Here is a 214-nt window from a genome sequence, read left to right as displayed (position 1 = left end):
GCCTGCTCGGGCGACCTCCTCCTCGGCGCGCTGGCCGCCTGCTCGCAGCTGACCGCGCAGGCCGTCGCCGAGAGCTTCGGCGTCGACGCCGACGTCGAGGTCGAGGCCAGCGGCGACCTCGACCTCCGCGGGACGATGGGAGTCGACGACGAGGCGCCGGTGGGGTTCAAGGACCTCCGCCTCGACGTGGCCGTCGACGGCGACGTCGACGAGG

Annotated in this window: 1 protein-coding gene; it reads left to right on the top strand. The window is 74.8% G+C overall.

What is annotated here, in order from left to right; all coding sequences use genetic code 11:
- Positions 1–214, top strand: a 214-nt coding sequence (locus tag EXE44_RS16635) for an OsmC family protein (protein ID WP_241991861.1), incomplete at both ends; no start/stop codon positions are given.

Source organism: Halorubrum sp. SS7 (assembly GCF_005435055.1).
GTDB lineage: Archaea > Halobacteriota > Halobacteria > Halobacteriales > Haloferacaceae > Halorubrum > Halorubrum salinarum.
The sequence above is the reverse complement of the archived record's forward strand: the minus strand, read 5'-3'. Positions and strand labels throughout refer to the sequence as shown.